Annotated in this window: 34 protein-coding genes; all 34 read left to right on the forward strand. The window is 55.3% G+C overall.

The annotated features are described in order from the left end of the window. The first annotated feature begins 81 nt into the window (after positions 1-81). The gene (gene rpsJ / locus HY011_15455) at positions 82-408 is read left to right on the forward strand and encodes a 30S ribosomal protein S10 (protein MBI3424327.1); all 327 of its coding nucleotides are present in this window, start codon (positions 82-84) and stop codon (positions 406-408) included. A gap of 104 nt (positions 409-512) precedes the next feature. After that, positions 513-1,145 carry a 50S ribosomal protein L3 gene (gene rplC, locus HY011_15460; protein MBI3424328.1) on the forward strand — a complete coding sequence of 211 codons (633 nt, stop codon included), beginning with the start codon at positions 513-515 and terminating at the stop codon, positions 1,143-1,145. 30 nt (positions 1,146-1,175) lie between these two features. Then, positions 1,176-1,802, forward strand: a complete 627-nt coding sequence (gene rplD / locus HY011_15465; protein ID MBI3424329.1) for a 50S ribosomal protein L4 — start codon at positions 1,176-1,178, stop codon at positions 1,800-1,802. Positions 1,803-1,840: 38 nt separating this feature from the next. After that, positions 1,841-2,185, forward strand: a complete 345-nt coding sequence (gene rplW, locus HY011_15470; protein MBI3424330.1) for a 50S ribosomal protein L23 — start codon at positions 1,841-1,843, stop codon at positions 2,183-2,185. Between the two features lie 54 nt (positions 2,186-2,239). Then, positions 2,240-3,064 carry a 50S ribosomal protein L2 gene (gene rplB / locus HY011_15475; GenBank protein MBI3424331.1) on the forward strand — a complete coding sequence of 275 codons (825 nt, stop codon included), beginning with the start codon at positions 2,240-2,242 and terminating at the stop codon, positions 3,062-3,064. Positions 3,065-3,144: 80 nt separating this feature from the next. Then, a complete protein-coding gene (gene rpsS / locus HY011_15480; protein ID MBI3424332.1) occupies positions 3,145-3,429 on the forward strand; it encodes a 30S ribosomal protein S19 in 285 nt (94 codons plus the stop codon). A gap of 50 nt (positions 3,430-3,479) precedes the next feature. Next, a complete protein-coding gene (gene rplV / locus HY011_15485) occupies positions 3,480-3,860 on the forward strand; it encodes a 50S ribosomal protein L22 (GenBank protein MBI3424333.1) in 381 nt (126 codons plus the stop codon). A gap of 23 nt (positions 3,861-3,883) precedes the next feature. Further along, entirely contained in the window at positions 3,884-4,534 is a 651-nt protein-coding gene (rpsC, locus tag HY011_15490; GenBank protein ID MBI3424334.1) for a 30S ribosomal protein S3, read from the forward strand. A gap of 83 nt (positions 4,535-4,617) precedes the next feature. Then, positions 4,618-5,055: a 50S ribosomal protein L16 gene (rplP, locus tag HY011_15495; protein ID MBI3424335.1), complete on the forward strand. Its 438-nt coding sequence runs from the start codon at positions 4,618-4,620 to the stop codon at positions 5,053-5,055. Next, entirely contained in the window at positions 5,052-5,258 is a 207-nt protein-coding gene (gene rpmC / locus HY011_15500) for a 50S ribosomal protein L29 (protein ID MBI3424336.1), read from the forward strand. The genes rplP and rpmC overlap by 4 nt, the downstream gene beginning before the upstream one ends. A gap of 51 nt (positions 5,259-5,309) precedes the next feature. Beyond that, complete coding sequence (rpsQ, locus tag HY011_15505) at positions 5,310-5,681, forward strand: 30S ribosomal protein S17 (protein MBI3424337.1); 372 nt, start codon at positions 5,310-5,312, stop codon at positions 5,679-5,681. A 35-nt stretch (positions 5,682-5,716) separates the two neighbouring features. Then, positions 5,717-6,088: a 50S ribosomal protein L14 gene (gene rplN / locus HY011_15510; GenBank protein ID MBI3424338.1), complete on the forward strand. Its 372-nt coding sequence runs from the start codon at positions 5,717-5,719 to the stop codon at positions 6,086-6,088. A 46-nt stretch (positions 6,089-6,134) separates the two neighbouring features. Next, on the forward strand, positions 6,135-6,443 hold the full coding sequence (rplX, locus tag HY011_15515) for a 50S ribosomal protein L24 (GenBank protein MBI3424339.1): 309 nt from the start codon (positions 6,135-6,137) through the stop codon (positions 6,441-6,443). Between the two features lie 51 nt (positions 6,444-6,494). Then, positions 6,495-7,034: a 50S ribosomal protein L5 gene (gene rplE, locus HY011_15520; GenBank protein ID MBI3424340.1), complete on the forward strand. Its 540-nt coding sequence runs from the start codon at positions 6,495-6,497 to the stop codon at positions 7,032-7,034. 31 nt (positions 7,035-7,065) lie between these two features. After that, a complete protein-coding gene (locus HY011_15525) occupies positions 7,066-7,251 on the forward strand; it encodes a type Z 30S ribosomal protein S14 (protein ID MBI3424341.1) in 186 nt (61 codons plus the stop codon). A 49-nt stretch (positions 7,252-7,300) separates the two neighbouring features. After that, the gene (gene rpsH, locus HY011_15530) at positions 7,301-7,702 is read left to right on the forward strand and encodes a 30S ribosomal protein S8 (GenBank protein ID MBI3424342.1); all 402 of its coding nucleotides are present in this window, start codon (positions 7,301-7,303) and stop codon (positions 7,700-7,702) included. Positions 7,703-7,783: 81 nt separating this feature from the next. Then, on the forward strand, positions 7,784-8,338 hold the full coding sequence (gene rplF, locus HY011_15535) for a 50S ribosomal protein L6 (protein MBI3424343.1): 555 nt from the start codon (positions 7,784-7,786) through the stop codon (positions 8,336-8,338). Positions 8,339-8,425: 87 nt separating this feature from the next. Then, a complete protein-coding gene (rplR, locus tag HY011_15540) occupies positions 8,426-8,785 on the forward strand; it encodes a 50S ribosomal protein L18 (protein ID MBI3424344.1) in 360 nt (119 codons plus the stop codon). Positions 8,786-8,802: 17 nt separating this feature from the next. Next, positions 8,803-9,306 (forward strand): 30S ribosomal protein S5, encoded by a 504-nt coding sequence (gene rpsE, locus HY011_15545; GenBank protein MBI3424345.1) that lies wholly within the window; start codon positions 8,803-8,805, stop codon positions 9,304-9,306. Between the two features lie 3 nt (positions 9,307-9,309). Further along, positions 9,310-9,495 carry a 50S ribosomal protein L30 gene (gene rpmD / locus HY011_15550; GenBank protein ID MBI3424346.1) on the forward strand — a complete coding sequence of 62 codons (186 nt, stop codon included), beginning with the start codon at positions 9,310-9,312 and terminating at the stop codon, positions 9,493-9,495. A gap of 122 nt (positions 9,496-9,617) precedes the next feature. Next, positions 9,618-10,079: a 50S ribosomal protein L15 gene (rplO, locus tag HY011_15555; protein MBI3424347.1), complete on the forward strand. Its 462-nt coding sequence runs from the start codon at positions 9,618-9,620 to the stop codon at positions 10,077-10,079. A 66-nt stretch (positions 10,080-10,145) separates the two neighbouring features. Continuing rightward, the gene (secY, locus tag HY011_15560; GenBank protein ID MBI3424348.1) at positions 10,146-11,552 is read left to right on the forward strand and encodes a preprotein translocase subunit SecY; all 1,407 of its coding nucleotides are present in this window, start codon (positions 10,146-10,148) and stop codon (positions 11,550-11,552) included. Between the two features lie 23 nt (positions 11,553-11,575). Then, positions 11,576-12,232, forward strand: coding sequence for an adenylate kinase (locus tag HY011_15565; GenBank protein ID MBI3424349.1), 657 nt, complete (start codon positions 11,576-11,578; stop codon positions 12,230-12,232). Between the two features lie 11 nt (positions 12,233-12,243). Next, complete coding sequence (gene map / locus HY011_15570; protein ID MBI3424350.1) at positions 12,244-13,011, forward strand: type I methionyl aminopeptidase; 768 nt, start codon at positions 12,244-12,246, stop codon at positions 13,009-13,011. Between the two features lie 115 nt (positions 13,012-13,126). Continuing rightward, on the forward strand, positions 13,127-13,345 hold the full coding sequence (infA, locus tag HY011_15575; protein MBI3424351.1) for a translation initiation factor IF-1: 219 nt from the start codon (positions 13,127-13,129) through the stop codon (positions 13,343-13,345). Between the two features lie 68 nt (positions 13,346-13,413). Next, on the forward strand, positions 13,414-13,527 hold the full coding sequence (rpmJ, locus tag HY011_15580) for a 50S ribosomal protein L36 (protein MBI3424352.1): 114 nt from the start codon (positions 13,414-13,416) through the stop codon (positions 13,525-13,527). Between the two features lie 39 nt (positions 13,528-13,566). Next, positions 13,567-13,950, forward strand: a complete 384-nt coding sequence (rpsM, locus tag HY011_15585; protein ID MBI3424353.1) for a 30S ribosomal protein S13 — start codon at positions 13,567-13,569, stop codon at positions 13,948-13,950. Positions 13,951-14,015: 65 nt separating this feature from the next. Beyond that, on the forward strand, positions 14,016-14,420 hold the full coding sequence (rpsK, locus tag HY011_15590) for a 30S ribosomal protein S11 (GenBank protein ID MBI3424354.1): 405 nt from the start codon (positions 14,016-14,018) through the stop codon (positions 14,418-14,420). A 109-nt stretch (positions 14,421-14,529) separates the two neighbouring features. Beyond that, positions 14,530-15,168, forward strand: coding sequence for a 30S ribosomal protein S4 (rpsD, locus tag HY011_15595; GenBank protein MBI3424355.1), 639 nt, complete (start codon positions 14,530-14,532; stop codon positions 15,166-15,168). Between the two features lie 101 nt (positions 15,169-15,269). Further along, positions 15,270-16,256 (forward strand): DNA-directed RNA polymerase subunit alpha, encoded by a 987-nt coding sequence (locus HY011_15600; protein MBI3424356.1) that lies wholly within the window; start codon positions 15,270-15,272, stop codon positions 16,254-16,256. Positions 16,257-16,298: 42 nt separating this feature from the next. Further along, positions 16,299-16,775, forward strand: a complete 477-nt coding sequence (gene rplQ / locus HY011_15605) for a 50S ribosomal protein L17 (protein MBI3424357.1) — start codon at positions 16,299-16,301, stop codon at positions 16,773-16,775. Positions 16,776-16,969: 194 nt separating this feature from the next. After that, positions 16,970-17,545 carry an acetyl-CoA carboxylase biotin carboxyl carrier protein gene (accB, locus tag HY011_15610; protein ID MBI3424358.1) on the forward strand — a complete coding sequence of 192 codons (576 nt, stop codon included), beginning with the start codon at positions 16,970-16,972 and terminating at the stop codon, positions 17,543-17,545. A 75-nt stretch (positions 17,546-17,620) separates the two neighbouring features. Further along, positions 17,621-18,958: an acetyl-CoA carboxylase biotin carboxylase subunit gene (gene accC, locus HY011_15615; protein MBI3424359.1), complete on the forward strand. Its 1,338-nt coding sequence runs from the start codon at positions 17,621-17,623 to the stop codon at positions 18,956-18,958. 584 nt (positions 18,959-19,542) lie between these two features. Beyond that, positions 19,543-25,140 carry an RHS repeat-associated core domain-containing protein gene (locus HY011_15620; protein MBI3424360.1) on the forward strand — a complete coding sequence of 1,866 codons (5,598 nt, stop codon included), beginning with the start codon at positions 19,543-19,545 and terminating at the stop codon, positions 25,138-25,140. The last annotated feature ends 101 nt before the right edge of the window (positions 25,141-25,241 follow it).

Raw genomic sequence — 25,241 nt, forward strand, 5'->3', positions numbered from 1 at the left:
CGGGCACGATTTCCGACATTATCGAGTAGTAGTTTTCAGAAAGGGGCAGTTCCACTGCCCCTTTCGAGCGGTTGAATAGAAATGCTGAACGACAAGATCAGAATTCGCCTGAAAGCTTACGACTACCGCGTGCTTGACCAATCCACGCAGGAAATCGTCGAGACAGCCAAACGCACCGGCGCGCGCGTGGCGGGGCCGATCCCGCTGCCCACGGTGAAAAACAAAGTCACTGTGTTGAAATCGCCGCATGTTGACAAGAAGTCGCGCGAACAGTTTGAAATTCGCACGCACAAGCGGCTGATGGACATTCTCGACCCCACGCCGCAAACGATGGACGCGCTGATGAAGCTCGACCTGCCGGCGGGTGTGGATGCCGAGATCAAAGCTTTCGGACGAGACCGCAGATAACCCTCAGTGGTCAGTGGTCAGTGGTCAGTGGCCAGCAAAAGTTGGCGACAGACGACTGACGACTGTAGAGACTGACGACTGGCAACTGAAGGAGTACCAATCCAATGGTAAACGGAATTATTGGTAAAAAAGTTGGGATGACCCAAATCTTCGCGCCCGACGGAACGGTGACACCCGTGACCGTGATCAAGGCTGGCCCTTGCGTCGTGGTGCAACGCAAGACGGTTTCGAGTGATGGCTACGAAGCCGTTCAACTCGGTCTGGTGGAAGAAAAAGCGCCCCGGAAAACGAACAAGCCGATGGCGGGCCACTTCAAAAAAGCTGGCATTCCGCCGACGCGCGTGCTGCGCGAGTTCCGCTTGCAAGATGCGGGCGACAGCGCAAACGTGGGCGACAAAGTGCTGGTAGATGTTTTTGCCGTGGACGACAAGGTCGAGATCATCGGCACCAGTAAAGGGCGCGGCTTTGCCGGGTTTATCAAGCGGCACAACTTCGGTGGCGGACGTAAATCGCATGGTTCGATGTTTCACCGCGCGCCGGGTTCGATTGGCGCTTCGGCTTATCCTTCGCGCGTGATCAAAGGCACGCGGATGGCGGGCCACATGGGCGTCGAGCGCAAGACGATCAAGAATTTGAAAGTCGTTGCGGTGAATGCCGAAGAAAATCTGTTGCTGATCAAAGGTTCCGTGCCTGGTCCGAACGGTGCGGTCGTGGTCATCAAGAAGAAGGCCGAGTAAACGAGTTTCTATTTTGCTGAGAGGGCGGCGATGCCGACTTTAGACGTTAAAAACCTGAAAAACGAAACCGTTGGTCAGATCGAGTTGAGCGATGACGTATTTGGTGTCGCGCTCAACGAAGCCCTGATCCACGACGCGGTAAAGAATTACCAAACCAACCAGCGCCAGGGCACGGTCGCGACCAAAACGCGTGGCAATGTCTCGGGCAGCGGCAAAAAGCTCTGGAAGCAAAAGGGCACAGGGCGGGCGCGTATCGCCAGCCTGCGTTCGCCGTTGTGGAAAGGCGGCGGCAATGTGCACGGGCCGCAGCCGCGCGATTGGACGACCGAGATGCCGAAGAAGATGAAGCGCGGGGCGCTCAAGTCCGCCTTGTCGGAGCGGTTGCGCGAAGGCAATCTGGTCGTGGTCGAGGAATTCAACTTGAGCGATCACAAGACCAAGAGCTTTCTCAGCGTAGCGCAAGGCTTCGGCTGGGGCAAAAAGACGCTGATTGTCGAGACGGTGGCGGCAAAGAATTTGGTCTTGGCTTCGCGTAACGTGCCGGACGTCAAAGTAGCGAACGATGCGAATGTGAATATCTATGATGTGATCTATCACGAGCAGTTGGTTTTCACGAAAGCGGCTATCGAAGCTTTACAAGAAAAGCTGAGCAAGTAAGTTCGTCTGCATAAAAGAAGAGGTCACGAGGAACGACTATGGCTACGACGATTTGGGATGTGCTCAAAGCCCCCGTCATCACTGAAAAGGCGATGATTCAGAAGGAAAAGAGCACCGAGCCGATCAAAGATTCCAAGAATAAAAAGGTCATCAAGCGTGACCGCCAATTGCTTACTTTCCGTGTGAATGGCAATGCAACCAAGCACTCGATCAAGACGGCGGTCGAAACGATCTTCAAAGTTAAAGTTGATCAAGTGCGCGTCGCTAACTATCACGGCAAATCGGTGCGCCGCGGGCGCACGGAAGGCAAGCGGCCCGATTGGCGCAAGGCGTATGTCACCTTGAAGCCCGGCTTCAAGGTTGATTACGCGGATTCAATCTAGTGATGAGTCAGGTGGTTTTCCTAACCAGTTCCTGATGATTGAAGAAGAACTAAGATGGGCATCAAGAAACTTACACCAACCAGTCCGGCGCGGCGCTATCAGACGTATCTGACGAATGACGAGTTAACGACCGAGACGCCGCACAAGCCGCTGCTCGACAGCAAGAAGCGCACGAGTGGCCGCAATAGCAATGGCCGTATCACCGTGCGCCATCGTGGTGGCGGACACAAACGTCATTACCGTGTGATTGATTTCAAGCGCGACAAATTCGGCATTCCCGGCAAAGTGGCGACGATTGAATATGATCCGAATCGTTCGGCGCGCATCGCCTTGATCAATTATGCTGACGGCGAGAAGCGCTACATCCTTTGCCCGGTTGGGCTGACGGTTGGTCAAACAGTTGTTTCCGGACCGGAGTCTGACATTTTGACGGGTAATGCTTTGCCGATCAAAAACATTCCGCTCGGCACCCAGATCCACAACATCGAAATGCGCCCCGGCAAGGGTGGTCAGATGGCACGCAGCGCCGGCAGCTTTGCGCAATTGGTCGCCAAAGAAGGCGGTAACGCACAGCTTCGACTGCCATCGGGTGAAATTCGCATTGTGACGGTTGAATGCATGGCGACGATTGGCCAGGTTGGCAATGTCGAGCATGAAAACGTTTCGCTGGGCAAAGCGGGCCGCACGCGCTGGAAAGGCATTCGCCCGACAGTGCGCGGTGTGGCGATGAACCCGGTGGATCACCCGCACGGTGGCGGCGAAGGCAAAACTTCGGGTGGCCGCAATCCGGTGACGCCCTGGGGCCAGCCGACGCGCGGTTACAAGACCCGCAATAACAAGCGGACAGACAAGTTCATCGTGAAACGGAGAACGAAGTAAAAGTGAAAAGTGAAATGTGAAATGTGAAATGTTAGGGATCACGGTTCACGGTTCACGGTTCACGGTTCACTGAGAAAGCTATGGCACGTTCAATCAAAAAAGGCCCGTTCATTGACGATCATTTGATGAAAGCCATTGAGCGGATGAATGCGGCGAACGAAAAGAAGGTGCATAAAACCTGGTCGCGCCGTTCGACGATCACGCCCGATATGGTGGGTCATACATTGGCCGTACATAACGGCAAAAAGTTCATTCCGGTATACGTCACCGAGAATATGGTGGGCCACAAGCTGGGCGAATTCGCGCCGACGCGCACCTTCAAAGGGCACGCTGAAAAAGCCGAGAAGTCGTCAGGCAAGAAATAACAGCAGCGTCAGAGGCTGGGTAAGAAGCTGGGCCTGAGAGGCATAAGAAGATGGAAGCAATCGCAAAAGCAACTAACGTCAAAGGTTCCGCGCAGAAAGCGAAGCTCATTGTGGATTTGATTCGCGGGCGCAAGGTCAGCGAGGCGCTCGCTATGCTGCAATTCAGTGGCAAGCGTTTGGCGATCCCGGTCGAGAAAGTCGTCCGTTCGGCGATGGATAACGCCACGCAACACGCGGAAGCTGAAAATGTGATCGTGGATGAGGACGATCTTTGGATCAAAGAATGCTACGTCGGTAAAGGGACTACCAAATACCGGCGGCGCGTGCGCCCCGCTCCGATGGGCCGGGCGTATCGCCAGCAGCGTCACTATTGCCACATCACCGTGCTGGTTTCCAACGACAAGAAGGGCGAGCAGAAGGCTGTTGCCTAAGCGGAAGAGATTTCGGAGAGACTATGGGTCAAAAAGTTCATCCTTACGGATTCAGACTGGGTTACAACAGAAGTTGGCATTCGCGCTGGTTCGCCAAGCACGGCTTTGCTGATCTATTGATGGAAGACTTGAAGCTGAAGAAGGAACTCAAAAAGCGCTTCGCCCAGGCGGGCGTTTCGCAGGTCGAGATTGACCGTGCCGCCAATCGCGTCAAGATCATCATCTTCACCTCACGCCCCGGCATCATCATCGGGCGCAAGGGCGCGGAGATTGACAAGCTTAAGCAGGAATTAAGCCGCAAGACCAAGCGCGACGTGCTGATTGACATCCGCGAAATTCAGAAGCCGGAACTCAACGCGCAGTTGCAGGCCGAGAAGATCGCGCAGCAATTGGAAAAACGCATCGCCTTCCGTCGCGCCATGCGCAAAGCGGTCGAAGAAGCCACGCGGTTTGGCGCGCAAGGCATCAAGGTGCGCGTCTCTGGCCGGTTGAATGGCGCTGAAATCGCCCGTTCGGAATGGACACTGCAAGGACGCTTGCCACTGCATACGCTGCGTGCCGATGTGGATTACGGTTTCGCTGAAGCTAATACCACGTTCGGCATTATCGGCATTAAGGTTTGGGTTTATCGTGGCGAGATCATGGATCCGCGCGAAGCAATGATGAAACGTTAGTCTCAGGGGAAAGGGACTAGGGGTTAAGGGCTGGGATCAAGCCAGCGTCAGCCCCTAGCCCCTAGTCCCTAATCTCTAAAGTTATGGCAGAGTATAAAACTCCCAAAAAGGTCAAATATCGTAAACAGCAACGCGGGCGCCGGGCAGGCGCGGCTAAGCGCGGGACTGAGATTTCCTTTGGCGAATACGCGCTGAAGGCGGTCGAGGTAGCCTGGATTACGGGCCGCCAGATCGAAGCGGGTCGTGTGGCGATCAACCGTCACGTCAAACGCGGCGGCAAGCTGTGGATTCGCGTTTTCCCCGACAAGCCGATCACCAAGAAGCCCGCTGAAACCCGTATGGGCAAAGGCAAGGGCGCGCCGGAAGGCTGGGTCGCGGTGATCAAACCGGGCCGCATCCTGTTTGAGATGGAAGGCGTGGACGAAGCTACGGCGCGGCGGGCGTTTGAACTGGCGGCAGCGAAACTGCCGATCAAAACCAAGTTCATCACGCGCCACGAACAAGAGGGAGGTGGGTTGTGAGGGCTAAACTGGATAAAGTCCGTCAACAATCAAGCGAAGAATTGGTCAGACGCGTGCTCGAAATCAAAGAGTCGCTCTTCCGCTTGAACTTCAAAAAGTCGCTCGGCAACACCGATACGGTCAAACAGATTCGCGCCGAGGGAAAAGAGTTGGCGCGACTCAAGACGCTGTTGCGTGCCCGTCAACTCGGGATTGAGCAATAAAAGGTTGCGTAGTGAGCCAAGCTTACAGCTTGGCTCACAATTGAAACGACTATGAGTGAAGAGAACAACGAGATATTGCAAGATGCAGTGGTAGCGTCGGCTGATTCCATCGAAGTGGAAGCCGAAGGCGTGCCGACCGCACCGCTGCCTGGCGCCGCTGCTGAAGCGAGCCGGGGCCGCCGCACGGAAAAGGTCGGCATCGTGTTGAGCGACAAGATGCAAAAGTCGGTCGTCGTGCGCGTTGACCGGCTGGTCAAGCATCCGGTTTACAAACGCTACGTGCGCAAACGCACCAAGTTCATGGCGCATAACGAGATCGAAGGCGTAAGCATCGGCGATCAGGTGCGCATTGTCGAAACCCGCCCGCTCTCGGCACGCAAACGCTGGCGCGTGGTCGAAGTGTTACGGAAGGCTTCTAAGTAAAGACGGCCAGCTAAGAGAGTAAGAGGAGGCTAGCAATGGCATTACAGATGCGCTCGATCCTGGAGGTCGCCGATAATTCCGGCGCGAAGCGGATCGCAATGATTCTCCCGGTGGGCGGCAACGTCGGCGGACGGGCTAGTTTGGGGGATGTCATCACGGCTTCGGTGAAGGAAGCCAGCCCGGACGGCACGGTCAAGAAAAAACAGGTGGTCAAGGCCGTCATCGTGCGCTGCCGCAAGGAAGTGCGCCGCAAGGATGGCACTTACATTCGCTTTGATCAGAACGCGGCCGTGATTATCAAACCCGATGGCGAACCCGTGGGCACGCGCGTTTTCGGGCCGGTCGCGCGCGAATTACGCGACAAAGGTTTTATGAAGATCGTGAGCCTGGCGCCCGAAGTGATCTAAGACAAATTCAAGCGAGCGGGCAGCAAACGAGGCAACTATGGCAAGAATGAAGATCAAAAAGAATGACCAGGTTTTGGTCATCACCGGCAAAGACAAAGGCAAGCGTGGTCGCGTCATTGAGGTGTTGGGCAAAGAAGGCAAGGTGATTGTCGAAGGCATCAACATTGTGAAAAAGGCCGTGCGCCCCAACCGGCAGCGCGGCATTCAAGGTGGCATCGTTGAGCGTTTTGCGCCACTGGACGCGTCGAATGTGATGGTACTGGTGGATGGGCAACCGACGCGCATCGGCTACCAACTGCTAGCTGATGGTCGCAAAGTGCGCGTGTCCAAGAAAACTGGCACGGCGCTCGAATAACAAGAGTGATGGGCCAGCGGGCCTCGGGTTCGCTGTAATTCGCTAAAGAACATGGCAAGACTTAAAGACAAATATAATCAGGAAGTCGTACCGGCCCTCAAGAAGGAGTTCAGTTACTCGAACCCGATGAGCGTGCCGAAAGTGCAAAAGATCGTCATCAACATCGGCATGGGCGAGGCAATCGCCAATGCCAAGGCGATGGATGCGGCCGTCAACGACCTTTCGATCATCAGCGGTCAAAAGCCGGTGGTGACCAAGGCCAAGAAATCCATCGCGGCGTTTAAGCTGCGCGAAGGCATGAGCATTGGCGCAATGGTCACGCTGCGCGGCGATCAGATGTACGAATTCCTAGATCGTTTCATCAGCATAACGCTGCCGCGTGTGCGCGACTTTCGCGGCATTTCGCCGAAATCGTTCGATGGCCGCGGCAATTACACTATCGGATTGAAAGACCAGTTGATCTTTCCTGAGATTGATTTCGGCAAGATTGACCGCGCGCGCGGTCTGAACGTGAGCATCGTCACCACGGCAAAGACCGATGAGGAAGCGCGCGCGCTGTTGCGCTTTCTGGGGATGCCGTTCCGCCAATAGTGGCAGGATCGTGAGAGAAGCTAGAGGACTTATGGCGAAGACTTCCAAGATCGTTAAGGACAACCGGAAACCCAAGTTCGCGGTGCGCCAGCACAACCGCTGCAAGCGTTGCGGCAGGCCGCGCGCGTACCTGCGCAAATACGGCGTGTGCCGCATCTGCTTCCGGCAATTGGCGCTCGATGGACAAATTCCGGGCGTGACTAAATCGAGTTGGTAAGGCGGCCTTTTCGCAGCCGCAACTGCCAGGCTTGAGGTTTTGAAGGACTATGATTACTGATCCGATTTCCGATATGTTGACGCGCATTCGCAACGCGATTGGCGCCAAACAGACTAAAGTGGATGTGCCGGCTTCGCGCCTCAAAATCGAATTGGCGCGCATTCTGAAAGAAGAAGGCTACATCACGAATTACAGCATCAAGACGGCTGACGATAGTAACATCCGTACTTTGCGCATCTTTTTGCGCTACGGGCTGAAGGGCGAGAGCGTGATTTCGCATTTGCAGCGCATCTCGAAACCGAGCCGCCGCGTCTATCTGCCGAGCGACGAGATTCCGAAAGTCCTGGGCGGCTTGGGCATCAATATCCTGAGCACTTCCAAGGGCCTGATGACCGGCAAGGCTGCGCGTAAGGCCAAGGTCGGTGGCGAAGTGTTGTGTCTGGTTTACTAAGGTTCGTAGTCCCGCTTTTAGGCGGAATGCTTGGAATGGCAAGTGGCCGCTGAAACAGCGGCGCTACAAACGAGAAGAAATATGTCGCGTGTAGGAAAGAAAATCATCGAGATTCCAAAAGGGGTGACAGTCAACGTCACAGACGGCACCGTTGAGGTGCAAGGCCCGAAAGGCAAATTGACAACGCCGGTACCGGCGGGCGTGAGCTTCAAGTTGGAAGACGGCAAGCTGACGGCTGAGCGGGCGAGCGAAGATCACACCGCCATTCACGGCACGGCCCGCGCGCTGGTCGCCAATGCGATCAAGGGTGTCTCAGAGGGTTTCTCGCAAAATATGGACGTGGTTGGCGTGGGCTATAAAGCTGAACTGAAGGGCAAGGCAATTCACTTCGCGCTGGGCTATTCACATCCGATTGAGTTCGTGTTGCCGGACGGCGTGACCGCCAAGGTCGAAAAGGTGCAGAAGCAGATCACGCAGTACCAGACGACCATCACGATTTCGGCGATTGACAAGCATCTTTTGGGCCAGGTCGCGGCCAACATGAATAAGCTGCGCAAGCCGGATGCGTACAAGGGCAAAGGCGTGCGTTATGCCGACCGCCCGATGAAACTGAAGCCGGGCAAAACTGGCAAATAGGTTTGGAGTTGAAGTAGTGAAGCCGCACGAAGGGGCGCGGGCAGTCAGCAGTTCGCTCATCGTTTGGCGCAAATCAGGAACTTCTTTATGGCAAAGAAAGCAAAACAGGAAATTCGGCGCGCGGTTCACACGCGCATTCGCAAGCGTGTCAAAGGCACGGCGGTGCGCCCGCGCTTGGCAATCTTTCGCAGCTTGAATCATATCTACGCGCAGGTGATTGATGACGAGCAGGGCATCACTTTGTGTTCGGCCTCATCGGTCGAGAAAAGCGCTGGCGTGAGCGCGGGCGGCAATCTGGATGCGGCCAAGACGATTGGTAAATTGATCGCCGAACGCGCGCTGGGCAAAGGCCTCACACAGGTTGTTTTTGATCGCGGCGGCTATATTTATCACGGGCGCGTCAAATCGCTGGCCGAGGCCGCGCGCGAAGCTGGTTTGCAGTTCTGAGTTGGAGAAATCTTTCTATGGCGGCTAAGGATAGAATCAATGCAGATGGGCTTGAGTTGAAAGACCAGGTCATCTCGATCAACCGCGTGACCAAGGTGGTCAAAGGCGGCAAGAACATGTCGTTTGCGGCGCTGGTCGTGATCGGTGATCAACACGGTATCGTCGGCTTCGGCACCGGCAAAGCCAAAGAGGTGCCGCAGGCCATTCGCAAAGCAATTGAAGCGGCGAAACGGAATCTGGTGCGCGTGCCGCTCAAAGGCACCACGCTGCCGCATCCCTTCGTAGGCCGATATGGCGCGGGCCGGGTGATGCTCAAACCGGCGGTTGAGGGCACGGGCGTGATTGCGGGCGGTGCGGTGCGGGCGGTGATGAACGCAGCGGGTGTCCACAACATTCTGACCAAGAGCCTGGGCTCGAACAATCCGCACAACGTGATTCGCGCGACCTTCGATGCGCTGACGAATATGCGCGGCCCCGAAGAAGTCGCCCGGTTGCGTGGCCGCACCGTGGAGGAGTTGTAAGCAATGGCAACCGAAAACAAGATCAAGATTCAGTGGTATCGCAGTTCGATCTGCACACCCCAGAAGCACAAAGTGATCGTTCGCAGCCTGGGTTTGACGAAGCTCAATCAAACGGTCGAGCGCCCGGACACGGCTAGCATTCGCGGGATGGTGGCGAAGGTACCGCACCTGTTGAGGATTGTGGGATAACCGGATTGCGGATTGCGGATTGCGGATTGCGGATTGAAGGGGAGCGTAAAGCTTCACCGATTCCGACAATCCGCAATCCGCAATCCGCAATCCGCAATAGTGAGTTTGAGGTTGATATGGCTCTGAGCTTGAACAATTTGAAAGCGCCGGAAGGCTCTACGCATAAAAAGAAGCGCGTTGGCCGTGGCCCCGGCTCCGGTCTGGGTAAGACGTCCGGGCGTGGCAGCAAAGGTCAAAAGTCACGTTCCGGCTATTCGGGCAAGGCGGGGTTTGAAGGCGGCCAGATGCCGCTGCACCGTCGATTGCCGAAGCGCGGATTCACAAACATTTTCAAGAAGGAATGGGCCGAAGTGAATCTGGCCGACCTCGAACGGCTGTTTGACGCAGGCGCGGCGGTGACGCCCGAAGCGTTGGTGGAAAAAGGTTTGGTGCGCAAATCCAGAGCGAAATTGGTGGTGGTGCTCGGACAAGGTGAATTGAATAAGAACCTGAGTATCTCGGTTCATCGTTTCAGCGCCGTTGCCAAACAAAAGATCGAGGCAGCGGGCGGCAAGGCTGAAATCATCGGGGGACAGGCTGAGTAGGCTTGCGCAGGCTTTTCCCTCGGCAATGCACGCCGTTTGGGCGCGCTGTCTGGAGCTTAGGGTTTTATGTTTGAGTCACTGCTAGCTGCAATTCGCAACATGTTCGCCGTGCCTGACCTGCGCAAGCGTGTGCTCTTCACGCTGTCTATGTTGCTGGTCTATCGCGCGGGCATTCACATTCCGGTACCGGGCATTGATCCCGTTGCGCTCGACAATCTGTGGAAGCAGGTGGGCGGCAATCTATTCGGCGTGCTTGACTTGTTTTCGGGTGGGAACCTGCGCCGCATCTCAGTGTTTGCGCTCGGCATCATGCCCTATATCACCTCGTCCATCATTTTTCAGTTGATGACTTCGGTCTATCCGCAACTCAAAAAGATTCAGGAAGAAGGCGAACTGGGGCGGCAGAAGATTACGCGTTACACACGCTATCTGACCGTGCTGCTTTGCGCTGTGCAGGGCACCGGTATCGCGTTCTGGTTACAGCGCCAACCGAATCTGGTAATTGGCGGTGGGGGCTTTAGCTTCACGTTTATTGCCGTGCTGACGATGATGGCCGGCACGGTTTTCATTATGTGGATCGGTGAACAGATCACCGAGCGCGGCGTGGGCAATGGCATTAGCTTGCTGATTTTCGCGGGCATAGTGGTGGGTTTGCCGAATGGCGTGAGCCAGTTATTTCAGAAGATCAAAGACCCCAGTTCAGCGCTGTTTGTCATCATCCTGGTGATTGTGATGTTATTGGTGACGGCGGGCATCGTGTTCTTCGAACGCGGCACGCGGAAGGTGCCGACCAATCATACACGGCGTATGGTGGGCCGGCAGATGGTGCAGACACAGGCGTCGCACCTGCCGCTCAAGGTGAACATTGCGGGAGTGATCCCCGTGATTTTCGCTTCGTCCGTACTGGCGATTCCGCAAACACTCTCGACCTTCGGCAGTTGGAGTTGGCTGCAAAAGGTCAATGGCTGGCTGGGTGGGGGCCACCCTGTTTACGAGTTGTTGTTTATCAGCGGCATCATTTTGTTCGCCTTCTTCTATGTTTCGATTGTCTTCAATCCCGATGAAGTTGCCGAGAACATGCGCAAGCAGGGCTCATTTGTCCCAGGCATTCGCCCCGGCAAACGCACCGCAGATTACTTGCACGGCATCTTGAACCGCTTGACGACGGTGGGGGCGCTTTATCTGGTGGTTGTTTGCTTGATCCCGCAATTGATGATTAGCGGGTTCAGGATTCAAGCCCTGCCCTTCATCGGCGAGCCGTTATATAACTTAATTTCCACTATTCCCGGTCTCTCGTGGATTCTGACCGGATTGGGCGTGTCGTTTTATTTCGGCGGCACGAGCTTGTTGATTGTGGTGGGCGTAGCAATGGATTTGATCAGCCAACTCGAAGCGCAGTTGGTGATGCGCCACTACGATGGTTTCTTAGGCCCGCGCGGCGGCAGGTTGCGAGGGCGCCGGGCTGGTTCATAATCGCGGTTCAAGCGGGAAGACAGATGGGAAGGATCGTCGTCATTATGGGAGCGCCGGGCGCCGGTAAAGGCACGCAATCGCGGCTACTCTCAGACAAGTATGGTTATCCGCAAATCTCTACCGGGGACATCCTCCGCGAAATGTCGCAGGCCGAAACTCCGCTCGGACAGGAACTGCGCACGATTTTAGCATCTGGCAATTTGGTCAGTGATCAGGTTTTGGCCGAAGTGATCCTTGAAAGAACCTCGCGCACGGATTGCGCCTCAGGCTATATCCTGGACGGATTTCCGCGCACGCTGAAGCAGGCGGAGTTGTTGGAAGATTTGGCCGGCAGGCAGGGGCATAGCGTCATGCTGGTGCGCGTCACCGTGCACAAGGATACGTTGCTGAAGCGGCTTACAGGCCGACGGTTGTGTCCGGTTTGCGGCGAAATCTACAACGTTTATTTCAAGCCTCCGAAACAAGAGGGCGCCTGCGACTTGGATGGCGCAGCGTTATCGCAACGCGTGGATGACAACGAAGAGAAGGTTGGCACCAGGTTGCAGGCGTATATCGAATCCACGACGCCGCTCTTTGATTATTATGGGAAAAGTGGGCGGCTCGTGGCCGTTGACGGCGAGCGCCCGGTCGAAGAGATTTTCAACGACTTGAGCAATTTATTACCGGTCACAGAAGCGTAAACGAGATTGTAATGGTGATTCGTAAATCGCGTGGCGAGTTGGGAAGGATGCGGCAGGCCGGGTTGATCGTGGCTGAGACCTTGCGCGACCTGCGCCAAATGGTGAAGCCTGGCATTACGACACGCGAGTTGGATGCTTACGCCGAGAACAAGATTCGTAAAGCGGGTGCCTATCCGACCTTTAAGGGTTATCGTGGCTTTCCCGGTTCGATCTGCGCTTCGGTCAATGAAGAAGTCGTTCACGGCATCCCGTCGAGCCGGAAGTTACGCGAAGGCGACATTATCAAGATTGATTGCGGCGCGACATTCAACAATTACGTGGGTGATGCCGCGATCACGGTGCCGGTGGGCAAGATTTCGAGCGAGGTCGAGCGCTTGACGCAAATCACGCGCGAATCGCTCTTTCGCGCCGTTGAAAAAATGCTGCCGGGCAATCGCCTCTACGATGTGTCGTATGCCGTGCAAGAGTTTGTTGAAGAACATCGCTTCACGATTGTGCGGGAATTTTGCGGGCACGGTATCGGGCAAAGTATGCACGAAGACCCGCAGGTTCCCAATTACGGTCGTCCGGGTACTGGGCCGACATTGAAGCCGGGTTGGGTGCTGGCAATTGAGCCAATGGTGAATCTGGGCCGGCACGAGGTGAAGATGGAAGCGGATGGTTGGACGGTCAAGACACAGGATGGGCTGCCTTCATCGCATTTCGAGCATACGATTGCCGTGACGGAAGAAGGGCCAGTAGTGCTGACAGCGTTGGATGATGGCACCGTCGTGATCTGAAGAATCGGCGGGAATGCGGTGAGTTGCTTGCAAATGCGGCTTGCGCGCCTATAATGCCAGTTTCGCAAATTGACCAGAACGGCTACAGGTAGCACCAGAGAGATTCTCAGGATTTATGTCCAAAGAAGATGCCATAGAAATTCAAGCGACAGTACTGGAAACATTGCCCAATGCGATGTTTAAGGTGGAACTCGATAATAAGCATCAGGTCTTGGCGCACATCTCCGGTCGTATGCGAAAAAACTTCATCAAGATTTTGCCGGGAGACAAAGTTCTAGTTGAACTTTCCCCTTACGATCTAACGCGCGGGCGGATTGTGTACCGCTTCAAGTAGTGATGACGTGCAATACCCAGCAAGGCAGCAAACGCGTTGAGGTAGGAAAGCAGTAAAAAGGATATTTCATGAAAGTCAGAGCATCAGTCAAAAAGATTTGCGACAAGTGTAAGGTTATTCATCGTCACGGTGTCGTGCGTGTGATCTGCACCAACCCAAAGCACAAGCAGCGGCAGGGTTAGTCGCCCAGTTGTTAGCCAGGGATCTGGAGGAATAGTGTAATGGCTCGTATCGCAGGGGTGGATTTACCACCGCAAAAACGCGCGCAGATCGGTTTGACCTATATTTATGGCATTGGCCGTTCGCGCGCGACCAGTATTCTTAATGAAGCGGAGATTCACCTTGATAAGAAAATCCGTGAGTTGAGCGAAGAAGAGTTGAATCGCATTCGCGGTATCCTGGATGTGCAGGGCAGTGTCGAAGGCGATTTGCGCAAGACGATTCAGTTGGACATCAAGCGGTTGATGGACATTGGTTGTTACCGTGGTCTGCGCCATCGCAAAGGGTTGCCGGTGCGGGGCCAGCGCACCCACACCAACGCGCGTACCCGCAAAGGCCCGCGCCGCGCCACGGTGGCAAAGAAGAAAGTTGCCGGTAAGAAATAAGGGTTCGGCTAGTGGCCTTTGACGGGCAACCGGCTGGGCAATGGCAAAGCTGAAAAGGGATAAGAATGCCAGCGAAGAAAGCAGCGTCGAAGAAGAAAGTCTTCAAGAAAAAAGAGAAGAAGAACATTCCGCAAGGAGTGGTTCATATTCAAGCGACCTTCAATAACACGTTAATCAGTATTACCGATTTGCAGGGCAATTTGGTTTCGCAGTGTTCATCCGGTGCGATGGGCTTTCGCGGCTCGCGTAAGGGCACGCCCTTCGCTGCCCAGCAGGCCTCAAGCAAGGCGGCTGGCATTGCTCGCGACGCCGGGATGCGCTCGGTTGAAGTGCGCGTTAAAGGCCCAGGCTCAGGCCGTGAATCGGCGGTGCGCGCGATTCATTCAGCGGGCATTGAGATTCGCTTGATCCGTGACGTGACGCCGATTCCGCACAATGGTTGTCGGCCGCCGAAACGCCGCCGCGTTTAATTGTCGTATATCAAATTTTGAATCAGGGCTTGAGATAGTGTTCCGCAAGCGAAGTTTGAACCGGCAAGCAGGTTGGTTTCGCTTCGTCGTGTGAATAACGGAGGGAAAGTTGGCAAGAGATAGAGGCAAACAATGTCGCATGTGCCGCCGTGAGGGGATGAAGCTCTACCTCAAGGGCGAGAAGTGCTACAAGCCGTCGTGCCCCATTGAGAAGCGTGGCAAACAGCCGCCTGGCCAGCACGGCCCGACCATGCGGCGCAAAGCGTTGGGTGGTTATGGCGAGCAGTTGCGTGAAAAACAGCGCGTCAAGCGCATTTACAACCTGCTGGAAACGCAATTCCGCAACTACTTTGAAAAGGCCGCCCGGCAAAAGGGCGTCACAGGCGAGAACCTGCTTACGTTGTTGGAGCGTCGCCTGGATAACGTGGTTTATCGTCTGGGATTTGCGATGTCGCGCCGTCAGGCGCGTCAGTTCGTGCGGCACGGCCACGTCAGCGTCAATGGCCGGAAGGTGGACATTCCGTCCTTCCAAGTCAAGATCGGCGATCAAGTGCAGGTGCGCGAAAAGAGCACCGAGAATGTGCACATCCAAGGTTCTTTCCAAACCTCCGGTGGGCGTGGACGTCCCGGCTGGCTGGAGATCACGAGTGCCGACAAACTGGCTGGTAAGGTCGTTTCGCTGCCGCGTCGTGACGACATTGATCCTGAAATTCGGGAACAGCTCATCGTCGAGTTGTACAGCAAGTAAGCATTTAAGTAATTTGGGCGTGCCGGGCGCTTTCCCAACTGCGCTATTTGCACTAGCACCCGGTACGTTGCATCAGTTGGGAGTCAGGGGAAACACCTACTATGTGGACTGGATTCCAAAAACCGAAGCGCTTGACCTGCGATACCATGACCGAGCGCTACGGTCGCTTTTCTGCTCAGCCGTTTGAACGCGGCTTCGGCACGACCATTGGCAACAGCCTGCGCCGTGCGTTGCTTTCTTCCATTGAAGGCGCAGCCATTACGGCCGTGCGAATCGAAGGCGTCTTGCATGAGTTCTCTTCGATTCCCGGCGTGGTCGAGGATGCGACCGACATCATTCTCAATCTGAAGCGAGTTCCCTTTCAGTTGCACACCGGGGAAGTCAAAACCTTGCGCATCTCGCGCACGGAACCCGGCATCGTCAAATCCGTTGACATCGAAACCGATGAAGATGTGGATGTGCTGGATGACGATATTCATCTCGCCACCGTCAGTGAAGGCGGCAGCCTGAATATCGAGTTGCGCCTCAAGAAAGGGCGCGGCTATGTGTCGGCTGACCGCAATTTCGATGACGATTTGCCGGTTGGCTACATCCCGGTGGATTCGGTGCATTCGCCGATTACCAAAGTCAACTTCCATGTGGAAGCCGCGCGTCTCGGTCAAGACACTGATTATGACAAGCTGCTGATGGAAGTCTGGACGAACGGCAGCGTCACACCGGAACACGCGATTGGCCTAGCGGCGAAATTGATCAAAGATCACATGCAGATCTTTATCAACTTCGAGGAAGAGGTCGAGCAACAACCCGAACCAACGCTGTTGGCCAGCAAGCCTGCCCAAACCAGCAATGAAAATCTCGACCGCTCGGTGGACGAACTCGAATTGTCGGTGCGTTCGTACAATTGTCTGAAGAACTCAGACATTCGCACCATTCGCGATTTGGTTTTGAAGAGCGAGGCCGAGATGCTCAAGACGAAGAACTTTGGGCGCAAATCCCTCAACGAGATCAAAGACATTTTGAACTCGATGGGCCTGGGCCTGGGCATGCGTTTTGACGAAAATGGCACGCTGGTCAAAGTGCCGGAATAGCGCTCCAGTCTGAGTAATCGAGAGAAGTAAGAGGACAGATCAATGAGACACTTGGTAGCACATCGTAAATTGGGCCGCACCTCGTCGCATCGCAAGGCGCTGTTGCGCAACCTTTGCGCCTCGCTGGTCGAGCACGAACGCATCATCACCACGCTGCCCAAAGCGAAGGAATTGCGTCCGTTCGCCGAACAGGTCATCACGCTGGGCCGCAAAGCTCGCAAAGCGCGTGAGGCAGGTAAACCGGAAACCGCGCTGCATTTGGCGCGCCAGGCGGCGAATGCCTTCTTCCCCGGCAACTCGAATTGGGATAGTAAACAGCATGATCCGAATGCTGAACGCACTGCCGGTGTCGCGGCTGTGCGCAAGGTAACCGGCGAACTAGCGGAACGCTTTGCCGAACGTCCTGGCGGTTACACGCGCATTCTCAAACTCGGCAAACGCAAAGGCGATGGCGCGGAACTCGCGCTCATCGAATTTGTGGATGCCAAGGTGAAGACGCCCGTCGAAGAGAAGAAGTAAGTCTGGCAGAGAGAGGCTCTCTCGCACAGTTTGTATAGGCGCCTCAACCGTGCGGGTTTCACGCGGTTGAGGCGTTTGCTTTAGCGGTGCTGCGGTACGCGCGAGTGGTAGCGACTTGGTGGCCCCAAGTCGCGCGCAATTGGAATCACCAAGTCTGTACCGCACCGCGCGCAGTATTCATCATCCCAATCCTTATGAAAAAAACGGCGAGTCCAAAAGCTGCGACAAAACCGTCAAAGCCCGCCGCTAAAGCTGTTGGCAAAGCGGCTGTAAAAGCTGCCGCCAAACCGCAACCGGCTGAGACCGAAAACCTCAACCTCGACGAAATCAAAGAACTGATCGAACTGATCGCCGAAAAACAGTTCACCGATTTCGAACTCGAGCGGGGTGTCTTTCGCTTGCGGCTCGGACGCGGCAGCACGACCAAGGTCGTCACCGAAACCGTGGCGCACAATTTTGCACCTGAAACCGTGCCGACGCCGACCGTTGCGCCAGGCGTTGCCGCATCTGTTCCAGCACCGCCGGAAGAAGCGTTGCACATTATTTCCTCGCCCATCGTCGGCACGTTTTACCGCTCGTCCTCGCCGACCACCGAACCCTTCGTCAACATCGGCGACCAAATCACCAACGGCAAAACGCTTTGCATCGTCGAAGCGATGAAGCTGATGAATGAGATTCAAGCCGACACCAACGGCATCGTCGCCAAAATCTTCGTCGAAAACGCGCAACCCGTCGAATACGGTCAACCCCTCTTCGGAATCAAAGTTTAGGGGCTAGGGGCTGGGGGCTAGAGGCTGGCATATCAGCCCAGCCCCCAGCCCCTAGCCCCTAGCCCCTAAACTCCTATGTTCAAAAAGATTCTCATCGCCAATCGCGGCGAAATCGCCTGCCGGGTCATCTGGGCCTGCAAAGAACTAGGCATTAAAACGGTCGCAGTGCACTCCGAAGCTGACCGCGATGCCTTGCACGTGCGCTTCGCCGACGAAGCGATTTGCATTGGCCCGCCGCCCTCGCCGCTGAGTTACCTGAACATTCCCGCGATCATTTCTGCTGCTGAAATCACCAATGTAGACGCAATCCATCCCGGCTACGGCTTTCTCTCCGAGAATCCGCACTTCGCTGAAATCTGCGACGAATGCCAGATCAAATTCATCGGCCCCACGCCGCAGGTGATGCGCACGATGGGCGACAAAGCCACCGCCAAACAGACAATGCAGGCCGCTGGCGTTCCCGTCACGCCCGGCAGCGCAGGCTTGCTTGATGAAGAAGAAGACGCCATTCGTGAAGCCGAAAAGATCGGTTACCCCGTACTCATCAAAGCCACGGCAGGCGGCGGCGGGCGCGGTATGCGAGTCGCGCACAACCGTGACGAACTCATCAACGGTTACAACACGGCACGCGCCGAAGCCGAAGCCGCTTTCAAAAACAGCGGCGTTTATCTCGAAAAATACATCGCCAATCCGCGCCATATCGAGATTCAAGTGCTCGCCGACGAACACGGCAATGTCGTGCATCTGGGCGAACGTGAATGCTCCGTCCAGCGCCGTCACCAAAAGCTGATCGAAGAGTCGCCCTCGCCCGCCGTCAGCTACGAATTGCGCCAGGAAATGGGCCGCGTCGCTGTCAAAGCCTGCCAGGAAGTCGGCTACAGCAACGCTGGAACCATTGAATTCCTGCTCGACGAAGACGGCAGTTTCTATTTCATGGAGATGAACACACGCATCCAGGTCGAGCACCCGGTGACCGAATTCGTCACCATCGCCGATCTGGTCGCCGCGCAAATCCGCATCGCCTATGGCGAGCCATTGGGTTTTCAGCAAGAAGATGTCTTCTTCGTCGGCCATGCCATCGAATGCCGCATCAACGCCGAAGACCCTGACACCTTCACGCCCAGCCCCGGCCGTATCACTACGTTGAATCTGCCCAGCGGCCCCGGCGTCCGCATAGACACCGCAATTTATGACGGCTATTTCGTGCCGCCGCACTACGATTCGCTGATCGCCAAACTGATCGTGCATCACCGCGACCGTCAACGCGCCATCGCCCGCATGCGCCGCGCGCTGGGCGCCATGGTCGTCGAAGGCATCAAGACAACGATCCCGATGCATTTGAAGATTTTGGATGAGCCGGATTTTGTGGCGGGTAACATCTCGACGCGGTTTATGGAGCGTTTTTTGAAGTAACAACAAGCCAAGCCGGAAAAATAATTTTGCTTAAGCTAAACCCTTATTGTTTTGTTATTTAACCCTGTTACATCTGAGCCATTTATAGCCCGTAAAAAAAAAAAAACAGCTTGACGGTGCCCCCCTCTTCGACATATCTTGCGCGCGCCTTAAACAGCAGTAACCCAAAGTAACAAACAAACGATACAACCGTTGTCCGAAACATTTCTTTTTGTGAAAGCCTGTCGGGCGAATTGCAGCCTGCGACGTTGGACCCAAGCCCCAGCGTGTCAGCCGTAACTTGCCGGGTAAGCGACCGTTTGGAAAGCAGCAAGAAACACAAGCGAATTCTAAATCAGAACAACAAAGAGTAGGGCAGACCTTAGTCCGTCCTACGTGTCCCAATCCTGCGTGTTCTGATATAGCGTGAAGTAACGCGCTGCCTGGTCCGAGGCAAGTCTGTCTCAGGCCCGCTAGCCGTGGCTTAGTAACACGCCATAACATCGTTGCTCTGCTGAGCGGGTCGCCGCCGTTTTCTGTTTCCCCCATAAGTAACATAATTTTGCCAACACCCGCCGCCGCGCGGGTCTAGGGAGGAGTTTGCCATGCGTGGTCTAGCCACATTTCGCCGCACCTTGAGTTTGCTATTGATGATCGCCCTGCTTGCCAACCAAGCCTTAGCCTTGACTGCGTCAGGCTTCATCGGTGTTTGGCAAGCTGAACAACAACACCTATCGTTCTGGTGGCAGGCCAGCGGTTGGGCCAAGACGCTCACCGCTTTGCCGTCGCGGCTAACCGGTCAAGCCCAATCCGGCGGCGTCAGACCTGAAACCCAGGCCGACCGCGATGCGCGCGCGTACGAACTCAAAATCCAGCCCGACAACGTCACCGCTCAACCCGGCCAGCAGGTCATCTTTCAAGCCGTCGCTTATGACTTCAACGGCAACGCCATCCCCGGCGTCAAATTCGATTGGAGCGCCAACGACGAAGGCCGCAAAGAACCCGCCACCGTCACACCGCAGGGCGAATTCCGCGCGCTGATGGATGGCACTTATAAAGTCACCGCATACGCGCTGGGCCGCCAAACACAGGTCATCGTCAAAGTCGTGGGTGAGCCTTTCAAACTGCGCAAGCCCGAAGAGATTCCTAGCGGCACGGTTTCGACGCGCGACTTGCCGCCCGCCAAATCTGACACCTCGCTAAATCGCAGCCGCTATCAGCAAAGTCAGATCGCCGGAACAACCACGCAACCTAACACGCGCGCCACTTTAACTGGACGCGGCAAACTTAGAAGCAAAGCGGCGGCGGGGGCACTGACGACCGCCACGGCCTTGCAACTTTGGGGTGACACATATGGCTGGACAGATCAGAACTTCATGACTTCTGACGATTGTGGCAAAGAGCGCGGCAATCCGCCGGGCCGTTTGGTGGATAACGGCGCGGGCAGCGGCAATCACCAATTCACCGCGCCAATTCTGAACCTCGAAGGGCGCGGCGGGCTCGATCTGACGTTGGCGCTTTCATACAACGCGCGTGTCTGGCAAAAGGCGAACAATGAAATCACCTTCGACATTGACCGCGATTGGCCTGCGCCCGGCTTTTCGCTGGGCTTCGGCAAGATTACGCAGACCGGGCTTTCGCACGGCTTTATGCTCATTGATGGCGATGGTACGCGCCACGCTTTCAACTGTGCATATAACGGCACCGGCATGAAGTGCAATACCATTGACGGCACTTTTATTGATTACGAGGTTGTGACGGGTAACGACCCCATCGCAAATACGCCCCTCAGCGCCACGGCTAAAATGGCTGACGGCACGACCATCACTTACGGCGCGTGCGGAACTTATGGGATCTATCCCACTAAGATCATGGATCGCCACGGCAATTACATCACGATCAGCTATGTGAATGACCAGGGGCCGCAAATCAACCAGATCATTGATACGCTCGGACGCCTCGTTACCTTCAGTTACGACGCCACCAATTGCCTAACAGCGATTTGCGCGCCGGATTTCAGTACTGGCGCTACGCGCACACTGGTGCGATTGAACTACAGCAATCTCACGCTCGTTCACAACTACACCAGCAACCCCATGCCAAAGGTGCGGGCCAGTTCGTTCAAAATGCTCAAAGCCATTTATTACCCGGCCACCGCGACCGGCTATTGGTTTGGTGATGCTGACAGTTATACCAGCAGCGGGAGCAGCTATGGGATGTTGTATAAAGTTTCCGAGCGGCGGGGGATGGGTTTCGACAATGCGCCTTTGACCAGTCAGGGCAACATCACAGCAGGCACGCTCCCGCCCTCACATCAGATGACCTACCTCTATAACTCGCCCTCGACCATCGAGCCGATGTACACCGAGCTGTCCGAAACTTGGGACGGGATCAGTCAGAGTGCCGGTGCGCCGGGCGTTGCCGCAGGCGTAGCCAAAACCTTATATCAAATTATCGAAGAAACGGGACGGCGCGGTGTTCGCATTGAGCGCCCTGGCGTTTCGATTAACGTGCAATGGCAGATTGTCGCACCAGGTCAATATAATGACGGGCTGTTTCTGCTGGAGAAGACTTGCGCTCCTGCGGCGGCGAGTTGTGGCTATGACGATGGCGGCTTGCGTTCGTCCAGCGTAAATTGGGAGTTGTATAACTCCCTCACTCCCGCCAATTACGACTCGCCGCGTCCTTCTGCCACCTATGTGCAATCGGCTCCCTACACAGCAGGGCAACAACAATCAACCACCCTTACCACGAAGATCTTCTATGCTTACAGCACGTATAACCGCGTGACTGAGGCCAACGAATTCGGTTTCAACGGGGGACAGGCAGTCATACGCAAAACCAAGACACAGTATGAGACAAACAGTGCTTACGACAATACCGCCCGCCACATCTTGCGCTTGCCCAAAGTGGTGGAGGTAATCGAAGACCCCAATGGCACCAACATCACGAAGCAAAAAACGGAATACTTTTACGACAATGGCAGCATACTTTCTGACACACCCAATGTTGTCCAACATGATGCGCTTTGTGACCCGCAAAATTTCAATTACGACCCAATGACTGATTTTCGCGGCTTGGTCACCACGATCAAACGTTACCCGACCATTGGCAGCACCACAGGCATGGTGACTGAAACGCGCACCTATGATGAGACCGGCAACCTGAAGACGGCGGCCACCTCTTGCTGTGAGCAGACGACCTACACTTACAACGGCAATATGGCGTATGCCTATCCCACTCAGGTAACGCGCGGTTCAGCCAGCGACCCCAATACACAAAACACGACTAGCGCCACTTACGATTACTACACCGGCTTGGTCACTGGAACGACCGATACGAATGGCCGCCCCTCAACCACGAATTACTGCACCACGGGTGTCAATTGCACGCTAGTTTCCGGTTACGTTCCGCCTGCCGGTACGCCGGGTAGTTTGCGGCCAAAAGAAGAGGTTTCGCCAACCGGCGCAAAAGTTGAATACTGTTATGACGACACCAACTTGCAGGTCAGAACAACAGCTTATCTGCCGGATGGTACGACCATCGGCAGCCGGAGCTTGAAAACACTCGATGGCATTGGTCGGGTGTGCAATGAAATCGCCTATGGCGCGACGCTGGTGCAAGACATCGTTCAAACCAGATATGACGGGCTGGGACGCTTGTGGCGGCAAACACGGCCCTACCGAGGTAGCGAAACGCAGGGTTGGTATGAGAATACCTACGACCCGCTCGACCGCCTAACTAAAGTCTGCCGCCTTGATAGCACTACATTCGCCCCGATTGAGACACTCACCGAAAAGTTCTATGACGAAGCCACAGTGCCAGACGCCACCACCGCAGCGTTCAAAGGCAATACTATCCGCACCAGAGACGCCTGGAACCGCGAACGTTGGGCGCGTTTCGATTGGGCCGACCGGTTGTGCGAAGTCGTCGAACCTGATGCGGCGGGCTTGGGCGATGTAGCCACAGGCGGCACCTTGACCAAATATAGCTACGATTGCCTGAATAACCTGATCCAGACCGACCAATGCGTGGTGAGCGGCGTGGCCGAACAGACGCGCAAGTTCAAATATGACGCCCTCAGCCGGTTGACCAATCAGAAACTGGCTGAACGCGACTGCACATTGAACGACGCGGGCACATACGTAGGCACGACGACAGGCTTGTGGAGCGATTTCTTCCAGTACGATACACGCTCAAATCCAATCTGCTATACGGACGCCCGTGGCGTGAAGACCAATTTCACCTACAACAACGATCCGCTGAATCGTTTGCAGTCGGTTGATTACAACACCACTGGCGCGCCGAATGCAGCCAACATCATTGCCGCCGCGACGGTCAATTACGAATACATGGCCGCTGGCGACCGCACACGACTGAAGAAGGTCACCGACGGTGCGGGTATGGACGAGTTTGCCTACGACACGGAAGGGCGACTGTGCGAAACCAAGCGCACCTTTACGAATCGTACCGCCTTCCCGCTCACCGTCAAATACCAATACGACACACTGGATCGTCTGGAGAAACAGACCTACCCAACCCGCTACGGCATGGGCACAGAGGCTGACAAACAAATCGAACTGACGTTCGACGAGGCCAGCCGCGTGAACAAACTGAAATATGACGGCAAAGACATCGCCACGAGTTTTGCTTACAACGCGGCCAGTCAGACCACGGCGCTGACCGTCGGCCACAACCTCAGCGGCGGCATTCAATGGAATGAGAGCTATACCTACGAACCAGCCACCGGCTTGCTGAGCAATCAGAAGGTGCAAGCCGCCAACAGCGCCACCCCGGCGCTTGATCTGATATACGAATACACCAAGTATGGCACCAGTGTCGGACGCACCGGTCAATTGACCAAGATCATCAACAACAAAGACACGAGCAAGAATAAGTACTACGACTATGACGCGCTCGGACGGTTGAAGAACGTCTATAGCTTCACTGGCACGGCCAATCCGATGACCAGCAATCAGTGGAAGCAAACGTATGGCTACGACCGTTTCGGCAATCGCACGACCGTCACCAAGGCAGGCACGATTGCTTACGAAGATGGACTGGCTTCGCTGACCTTTACTGACGGCAGTAACAAGGTCAAAACCAACCGCATTACCAAAGCAGGTTACACCTATGATGAAGCGGGCAATTTGACGTGTGGCGAAACCGGCAACAATGTCTGGCAGAAATATCAATATGACGCCGCCGGACGTTTGGCCTGCACCAAAGACAATAACAATGTGTTGCTGGCCGATTACACTTACGGCGCTTCGAACCACCGCTTGAGTCAGACCGAATATACCAGCGGCGTCGGCACGGCGTGTTTTTACGCCTGGGATGGCAACACGATCATTGCCGAATATGCGCCGAACGGCACGAACGGGCTGACCTGGACGAAAAGCTACGTGCATCTGGGCGGGCGGTTATTGGCGACACAAACAGCGGGCGGGCTGAATTATCATCATCCCGACCGGCTGGGCACACGGCTAGTAACGAGCGAGACGGGCGGCAGTGTCGTCACGGAGCAGGTGACCTTGCCGTATGGGACAGCGCTGGATGGCGAGTCCATGCTGAACACGACGAATCGGCGCTTCACCAGTTACGACCGCAGCCAAAAGACGAAGCTGGATTATGCAGTAAACCGGTTTTACAGTAGCTGCCAGGGGCGGTTTACACAGGTGGACCCAATTGGGATAAGCGCAGCAAGTTTAGACAACCCCCAGAGCCTGAACTTGTATGCGTATGTGGGTGGCGATCCGATTAATCAGACCGATCCAGATGGGTTGTTTTGGGGAGCGATTGGACGGTTCTTTAAGGCACTTGGAATCGCTATCTTGGTTGCATTGGGATTAATGGCTGCCGGACAGACCGCTTCGATTAATTTCAGGACACCTGGGTTCAATGGAAATGCAGGCCTACCAAGCTTATCAGGCGGCGGAGCCTCCAGGCCAAATATCTTTAGGACACCTGGGATCAATGGGAATTCAGTGGGTGGGGTAGGGAGATTTGTCAACGGCGGTACTGGCTCTGATACAGATTGGCTACAGTGGATCACAGATGCCGCCGCAGGATTCGGCGACTCAGCTACCTTTGGAATTACAGATTGGATTCGTGAATGGATGGGGACGAACAGAAACGTTAACAAATGTAGCGGTGCCTATAACAATACTGTGAACAGAAATCAGGCAGCTAAAGCGCCGTAAGTCCTGAGTTCTGCGTAAGCCGGGTGATTTTTCCAGCAAGTTAGGTCGTAAGCGTACTTGGCAGAAATCTCTGCCATAAAGTGTTCATTGAAAGCGATTTG

The sequence above is a fragment of the Acidobacteriota bacterium genome (assembly GCA_016196035.1).
Lineage (GTDB): Bacteria > Acidobacteriota > Blastocatellia > RBC074 > RBC074 > JACPYM01.

Excerpts from the sequence above, each read along its gene's own strand:
- rpsJ (MBI3424327.1), top strand. The coding sequence starts at position 82 with ATGCTGAACGACAAGATCAGAATTCGCCTGAAAGCTTACGACTACCGC.
- rplC (MBI3424328.1), top strand. The coding sequence starts at position 513 with ATGGTAAACGGAATTATTGGTAAAAAAGTTGGGATGACCCAAATCTTC.
- rplD (MBI3424329.1), top strand. The coding sequence starts at position 1,176 with ATGCCGACTTTAGACGTTAAAAACCTGAAAAACGAAACCGTTGGTCAG.
- rplW (MBI3424330.1), top strand. The coding sequence starts at position 1,841 with ATGGCTACGACGATTTGGGATGTGCTCAAAGCCCCCGTCATCACTGAA.
- rplB (MBI3424331.1), top strand. The coding sequence starts at position 2,240 with ATGGGCATCAAGAAACTTACACCAACCAGTCCGGCGCGGCGCTATCAG.
- rpsS (MBI3424332.1), top strand. The coding sequence starts at position 3,145 with ATGGCACGTTCAATCAAAAAAGGCCCGTTCATTGACGATCATTTGATG.
- rplV (MBI3424333.1), top strand. The coding sequence starts at position 3,480 with ATGGAAGCAATCGCAAAAGCAACTAACGTCAAAGGTTCCGCGCAGAAA.
- rpsC (MBI3424334.1), top strand. The coding sequence starts at position 3,884 with ATGGGTCAAAAAGTTCATCCTTACGGATTCAGACTGGGTTACAACAGA.
- rplP (MBI3424335.1), top strand. The coding sequence starts at position 4,618 with ATGGCAGAGTATAAAACTCCCAAAAAGGTCAAATATCGTAAACAGCAA.
- rpsQ (MBI3424337.1), top strand. The coding sequence starts at position 5,310 with ATGAGTGAAGAGAACAACGAGATATTGCAAGATGCAGTGGTAGCGTCG.
- rplN (MBI3424338.1), top strand. The coding sequence starts at position 5,717 with ATGGCATTACAGATGCGCTCGATCCTGGAGGTCGCCGATAATTCCGGC.
- rplX (MBI3424339.1), top strand. The coding sequence starts at position 6,135 with ATGAAGATCAAAAAGAATGACCAGGTTTTGGTCATCACCGGCAAAGAC.
- rplE (MBI3424340.1), top strand. The coding sequence starts at position 6,495 with ATGGCAAGACTTAAAGACAAATATAATCAGGAAGTCGTACCGGCCCTC.
- HY011_15525 (MBI3424341.1), top strand. The coding sequence starts at position 7,066 with ATGGCGAAGACTTCCAAGATCGTTAAGGACAACCGGAAACCCAAGTTC.
- rpsH (MBI3424342.1), top strand. The coding sequence starts at position 7,301 with ATGATTACTGATCCGATTTCCGATATGTTGACGCGCATTCGCAACGCG.
- rplF (MBI3424343.1), top strand. The coding sequence starts at position 7,784 with ATGTCGCGTGTAGGAAAGAAAATCATCGAGATTCCAAAAGGGGTGACA.
- rplR (MBI3424344.1), top strand. The coding sequence starts at position 8,426 with ATGGCAAAGAAAGCAAAACAGGAAATTCGGCGCGCGGTTCACACGCGC.
- rpsE (MBI3424345.1), top strand. The coding sequence starts at position 8,803 with ATGGCGGCTAAGGATAGAATCAATGCAGATGGGCTTGAGTTGAAAGAC.
- rpmD (MBI3424346.1), top strand. The coding sequence starts at position 9,310 with ATGGCAACCGAAAACAAGATCAAGATTCAGTGGTATCGCAGTTCGATC.
- secY (MBI3424348.1), top strand. The coding sequence starts at position 10,146 with ATGTTTGAGTCACTGCTAGCTGCAATTCGCAACATGTTCGCCGTGCCT.
- HY011_15565 (MBI3424349.1), top strand. The coding sequence starts at position 11,576 with ATGGGAAGGATCGTCGTCATTATGGGAGCGCCGGGCGCCGGTAAAGGC.
- map (MBI3424350.1), top strand. The coding sequence starts at position 12,244 with ATGGTGATTCGTAAATCGCGTGGCGAGTTGGGAAGGATGCGGCAGGCC.
- infA (MBI3424351.1), top strand. The coding sequence starts at position 13,127 with ATGTCCAAAGAAGATGCCATAGAAATTCAAGCGACAGTACTGGAAACA.
- rpmJ (MBI3424352.1), top strand. The coding sequence starts at position 13,414 with ATGAAAGTCAGAGCATCAGTCAAAAAGATTTGCGACAAGTGTAAGGTT.
- rpsM (MBI3424353.1), top strand. The coding sequence starts at position 13,567 with ATGGCTCGTATCGCAGGGGTGGATTTACCACCGCAAAAACGCGCGCAG.
- rpsK (MBI3424354.1), top strand. The coding sequence starts at position 14,016 with ATGCCAGCGAAGAAAGCAGCGTCGAAGAAGAAAGTCTTCAAGAAAAAA.
- HY011_15600 (MBI3424356.1), top strand. The coding sequence starts at position 15,270 with ATGTGGACTGGATTCCAAAAACCGAAGCGCTTGACCTGCGATACCATG.
- rplQ (MBI3424357.1), top strand. The coding sequence starts at position 16,299 with ATGAGACACTTGGTAGCACATCGTAAATTGGGCCGCACCTCGTCGCAT.
- accB (MBI3424358.1), top strand. The coding sequence starts at position 16,970 with ATGAAAAAAACGGCGAGTCCAAAAGCTGCGACAAAACCGTCAAAGCCC.
- accC (MBI3424359.1), top strand. The coding sequence starts at position 17,621 with ATGTTCAAAAAGATTCTCATCGCCAATCGCGGCGAAATCGCCTGCCGG.
- HY011_15620 (MBI3424360.1), top strand. The coding sequence starts at position 19,543 with ATGCGTGGTCTAGCCACATTTCGCCGCACCTTGAGTTTGCTATTGATG.